We start from the raw sequence: 5,446 nt of genomic DNA, 5'->3' as shown, positions 1-5,446 counted from the left end.
AAGCGTAACGAACGCTGTTTCAGCTAATTCGCTACGCTTTGCTCAAATTTTCTTTTTCGCTATGTGTTTATTTTAAACAGATATCCTTGAAAGACGGTCTCTCGCAGTCGACGGTCAATTGCGTCTTGACAGACCATCAGGGAGTGATCTGGATCGGGACGAATTTCGGGCTGAACCGTTTCGACCGGGAGCGGATCGTGTCTTATTTCTATGATAAAGATAATCCCTGCTCTATTCCCGGTAATGATATTCTTTTTCTGACGGAAGACCGCCATTCCAATATCTGGATTGGTACGGATAAAGGATTGGTCCGGTATGACCGCCGTGAAGACAAGTTTATCCGCATCGTTTTTGCCGGCTTGCCTTTGCATGTGTTCAGTTCTGTCGTGACTGACGATGAAGTGTTGTTCTTCGGCGCAGGAACGGCTTTCCGGTATGCCTATGCCGGTAACCGGATCACTGTTTTGCCGGTGGATATTCCCGGGCGGATGACTTCGGCCTTTACCCATGCCTGCATGTATGACGAGAAAAAGCAAATCGTACTGCTTGCCTGCCGCCGTAACGGGATGTGGTGGTATTACCCTGCTAACGGCAAACTGGAACAAGTCCCCTTTATGCCCGGAAAAGAGATAACGAGTGTCTGCCTCGCCTCTTCGGGAGATATATGGCTGTCGGTATATGCGGATGGCGTATATTGCTATACGCGCGAAGGGAGGGAGCGTTGCCACCTGCATGCGGGAAACCTGCTGAATAACGATGTCGTTTTGGATATTAAGGAGAAAGACGGCGAACTGTGGTTTGCCACGGATGGCGGCGGCATTTATATTTATAATGCGGAAAAACATAGCATCCGGTCGATCGTGCATATGCCGGGTGATGACAATTCCTTGCCGGTCAATTCTTTTGGTTGCCTGTACAGCGACCAGGAGAATAATATGTGGGCCGGAAGTATCCGGGGAGGACTGATCGGCATGAAGGAAACCTATCTGCATACATATGGCGATGTGCCGCTAAACTCGACCGGCGGACTGAGTTATAAGACTGTGACCGGCATGTATGAAGACCGCGACCATATTCTGTGGTTTGGAACTGACGGAGACGGTATTAACCGTTTTGATCCGCAGACCGGCGTATTCCGCCATTATCCGGAGACATTTGACAGAAAGGTGGTCTCCGTGATTGATTATGGCGAAAAAGAGCTCCTTCTTTCTGTCTTCAGCCAGGGACTGTATCGTTTTGATAAATCTTCCGGCCGTTTGCGTGAATATACTGTTGCGGATTCCGAAAGATCCCGCCGGATCTTCCGTGCCGGTTTGTCCGTCCATTTAAGCCGCCTGGATAAAGACCGTTTTTTCTTGTATTCCGATAGCGTTTATTTGTATGACCAACCGGCGGGGCGTCTCAAAGCGATAAGGTGCGAAGAGGAAGGCCTTGTGTGCTCATCCCTTCAGAAAGTTTCCGGAAACGACTCTGTCACCTATCTGCGCAGTTTGCTCCAATTGCTGGAACTGGATCACCGGACCCATTCCCTGCGTGCGTTTTTTAATCCGCCTGATTCTCTCGGCCAGATGGGAGCTGTTTGCCCCGATAAGACAGGTTGTTTTTGGATCGGGACAACCACCGGATTGTTCCGGTATGATCCCGCAACACGCCGGATTGTTTCCATCGAGGAAAACCGTTTTGCCGGGACCAGCTCGTTAGGGTTCGATTTACAGGGAAGGCTCTGGATCGGGACGCATAACGGGCTATACGCCTATATCCCGGGAGAGAAGAAAACCGTCGTTTTCGGGGAATCCGACGGTGTCTATGCCAATGAATATTTGTTTAAGCCGCCTTTGCTGACCACTTCGGGCGATATGTATATGGCCGGTGTGAACGGGTTGGTGTATATCCGGGACAACGTGCCCTTCCCCGAGGATGCGGACCCCTCCATCAGCCTGCTCGATGTCGGACTGGATGGCATATCGGTCGGTGCCGCCGTGATAGGGAATAATAACCGGCTCTCTATCCCCTGGAACTATACCTCCCTCAATGCCCATATCATTGTCAGGGAAAACGACCTGATGCGGAAGAAGCTGTTCCGTTATTATGTGAGAGGCGATCAGGAAGAGATGATCGAACGTTCCAGTCGTGCCATTTCCTTCCATGCCCTCTCTGTGGGCGAGTATCATATCTGGGTGTCATGCAGCAAGCGAAACGGCGACTGGAGTACCCCCGTCGAGCTGCTCTCGATTACGGTGACGCCTCCTTGGTGGAAGACGACCGGTTTCTTCGCCCTGCTGCTTCTGGTCATACTGGGAGGTTCGGTGTGGACCGCATGGTCAGTAGTGAAGAAAAAAGAGCTTAAAATGGCTTTGACGATCCAAGAACATGAACGTAAGACGTATGAAGACAAACTGCATTTTCTGATTAACCTCAGTCCGGCCGACGAACTGTTCATGCAGAAACTGAATGACCTGATCAGCCGCAACCTGACGAATCCGGATCTGGATGTACAGTTTGTTGCCACACAAATGGCGATGAGCCGCGCTTCGCTCTATAATAAGCTGAAACAGCTTGCAGATATCAGCATCGGCGATTATATCAATAAGTTCAAGATGGAGGAAGCGGTCCGGCTCCTTGCCGACAAAGGCTTGAGCATACAGGAAGTCTCCGAGAAGGCCGGCTTCTCGCATCAACGCTATTTCAGCACCGTGTTCAAACAGATGTACGGTGTGACACCTTCCCAGTACAGGCAGGATTTGTAACCCGTTTTTATTTGAATATCGGTATCATATAGGTCAGCTTGGCTGAGATCACCTGTGAGGACGATTTGGAGAAATAATCCTCCTTGCGGCTGTTGAAGATATCCCCGAGAGCGTAGTAGTAGCGGCCTTCAAGCAAGAAAGAACCGATTCCCGTACGCAGTTCGAACCCCGGTCCGCCGCATAATCCCCAGTCGAATTTCTTTTCGAGCGGCATGCCGTGTTGCGTGTTTTCCGTGTTCGGCGTGGCGCCGTTCAGGTTCTCGTCTGTCTTCTCGCCGAAAGCATAACCCACTTTCGGACCCAGGTTGACGAATACCCTGAAACGCTTGCTGCCGAAGTAGATATGTGTCAGGATCGGAAGCTCTATATAATTGATCGTACGGCTATATTTGTATTGCGGTTGCTCCTCGAACTTCTCTTCCCAACCCTGTTGGACAAAATTCACTTCCGCCTGCAACCCGAGGTTTTTCTCCGTGATCCAGCGAATGGTAAGCCCGCCCGTGTAGCCCATTTTCATGCCCTGCTGCACTTTGGTCTGTGCGAAACTCACCTTGGAGAAGGTCGTGCCGAAAGAGGCGCCGAGCGACAGTTCCTGTCTGAACTTGTCCTGTGCATGGATGCCGCCTAAGGCAAGCACGCAAACGAGAGCTGTAGTAATAACTTTTCTGATCATCTTACTTCGTTCCGGGTTACGTTAAAATCACTCTGGTAATGAACAATGAAGATGTTCGTATTGATGAAACCTCCCCAGTTGTTTACACGGTGGAAGTCGAATCCCGTCTGTACGCCCTGATAGTTGATCTTATCCAGATTATCTTCGAAGTTGGAACCGTATTTGTTGATCGCCCCGAGGAAGAACATGCCCGTGTCGAATCCTAAGATGCCGTATTTCGGGAATATATTGATCAATGTCTTGCTGTACCAGTTTTTGTATTTGGTATAGAAGTCGGCAACCTCTTTCGACAGGTTGTCGGCATAGAAGTTGCTGTATATGTAAGTGTTCAACGCATAGAAATCTTCCAGGCAATCGCGCGTGTAAGTCTGCCACTCGGGATATCCGAACAGTGTCAGCCCGAATTCCGGCTTTGTCTCCGCCAGCATGCGCAGGGGCGACTTGATCTTGTTCAAGGCATCCATCGTGCCCGATGTCGGTACGATCACATTCCGTTTGTTCGCATCGAGCAGGGCCTCGATATCGGCTGTCAGCGTCTCGCCGTTGTAGTTGACCTCCTTGAACGGGATGTTCCGTTGCTTCATTTCGGTCTTGAACGTTTTGATAAAATCAGTCTTGTCTTTGCCGTCGTTCATATTCAGCAGGATCACGTTGTCCGCCGCAAAGAGGTCGCAACCGGCTTGTGCAGCCTTGGCGTAGAGATAGGAGTGAGGCGTATTGACTTGATAGATATGCGCATTCGACAGGACATCGTCGTTTTTCGAGGTGAACGGAATCACATACTTGATGTTGTTCTTCTGTGCGAACTCGGCAACCGGGCCGATCTGGTCGTTCTGGACAGCCCCGATGATAAGGTTGGCGTTCAGCAGAGCGTCGTCTTTCAGTATCTCTTTGAGCTTCTTCGTCCCGTTGCCCGTATCGAATACGGACAGGTCGACGGAGCACCCCGTATTGCGGAGGCTGTCTACTGCCAACAGGAAGCCCTCGTAATATTCGATGAAACGTTGCGTCTCGGCCGAAGGCTTAGTCTCGGAAGTCATGAACGGCAGTAACAGGGCTACTTTGATCATATTGACGCGTTCGATGCTTTTCGGTTCCGAAAGCAGGGCGTTCGCATCCCGTTCGGAAAGGACAGCCGTAGCCGGTTTTGTCGTCACGCTTTCTTCCGTCTGCACCGGTATTTTAATGACCATACCTGCTTTTACGCCCTCTTTCAGTTGGGGGTTGCGCTTGATCAGCTCGTAGCTTGAAATATTGAATTTCCGGCAGATCCGGTACATGGTTTCTTTCTTCGGTATTGTGTATTCAATCTCTTTGGTGACGGTCTTTACCTCCGTTGTCGGCAGATCTTCTACCTGCGTGGCCGGGATACGGATCGTCTTGCCGATGGTAAACGTGGAAGTCGACAAGCCAGGGTTCGCTTTTACGATGGCGGTTGCCGGTACCGAGTAGCGGATAGACAAAGAATACAGTGTCTCTTTCGGCTGGATCGTATGGAAGATATAGTTGCCGTCCTGTTTTTTCGATGAGCCCCCTGCCAGGTCCCGTTGCGGGATTTTAAGGGTGGCGCCTGCCTTGATACCGTCTTTGCTGCCCGGATTCAACCGGTAGATGTCGTCGGTCGTCACTCCGTACATGGTAGCGATCGCGTAAACGGTTTGTCCTCTTTCTATTGTGTGATAGAATACATTGTTGTCTTGTCCGTTCGAAATAACCACTTGCGACCTGTTGTTTTGCGCATAAGCAGTCGCGCCGGTCAGACTCAGAAGGAACGTCAATACATATATGCTAATCTTGTTCATTTGCCGATATTGGATTATTTAGCGGCAAAGATAGCAACAAAAAATGAGAGTGAAATACATAAATGGGTTATTGAGATAAGTTGACCCCTAAATATACCCTACTTATTGTAAAAAACGTCTTGAAAACCTCCTTTAGAGGCTTCGAGAAGTGTCTCCCCGACGATTGTTTTCCGGTCGAAAAAGCGCTTTCGGACCGGTTATTTTAGTGAAATATGCGATTTTTT

The 5,446-nt window shown here is 49.9% G+C and carries 3 protein-coding genes; 1 reads left to right on the top strand and 2 read right to left on the bottom strand.

Annotation, left to right across the window (positions count from 1 at the left end; all coding sequences use genetic code 11):
- Positions 1-86 precede the first annotated feature (86 nt).
- Positions 87-2,747: a ligand-binding sensor domain-containing protein gene (locus tag DWU89_RS19960; protein ID WP_244205963.1), complete on the top strand. Its 2,661-nt coding sequence runs from the start codon at positions 87-89 to the stop codon at positions 2,745-2,747.
- Positions 2,748-2,754: 7 nt separating this feature from the next.
- Here DWU89_RS19960 and DWU89_RS19955 read toward each other — a convergent pair whose 3' ends face one another.
- Complete coding sequence (locus DWU89_RS19955) at positions 2,755-3,420, bottom strand: porin family protein (RefSeq protein WP_115501383.1); 666 nt, start codon at positions 3,418-3,420, stop codon at positions 2,755-2,757.
- Positions 3,417-5,222 (bottom strand): PBP1 and LysM peptidoglycan-binding domain-containing protein, encoded by a 1,806-nt coding sequence (locus DWU89_RS19950; RefSeq protein WP_115501382.1) that lies wholly within the window; start codon positions 5,220-5,222, stop codon positions 3,417-3,419. Before DWU89_RS19950 ends, DWU89_RS19955 begins: the two co-directional genes overlap by 4 nt.
- Between the last annotated feature and the right edge of the window lie 224 nt (positions 5,223-5,446).

The sequence above is a fragment of the Parabacteroides acidifaciens genome, from assembly GCF_003363715.1.
GTDB classification, from domain to species: Bacteria; Bacteroidota; Bacteroidia; order Bacteroidales; family Tannerellaceae; genus Parabacteroides; species Parabacteroides acidifaciens.
The sequence above is the reverse complement of the archived record's forward strand: the minus strand, read 5'-3'. Positions and strand labels throughout refer to the sequence as shown.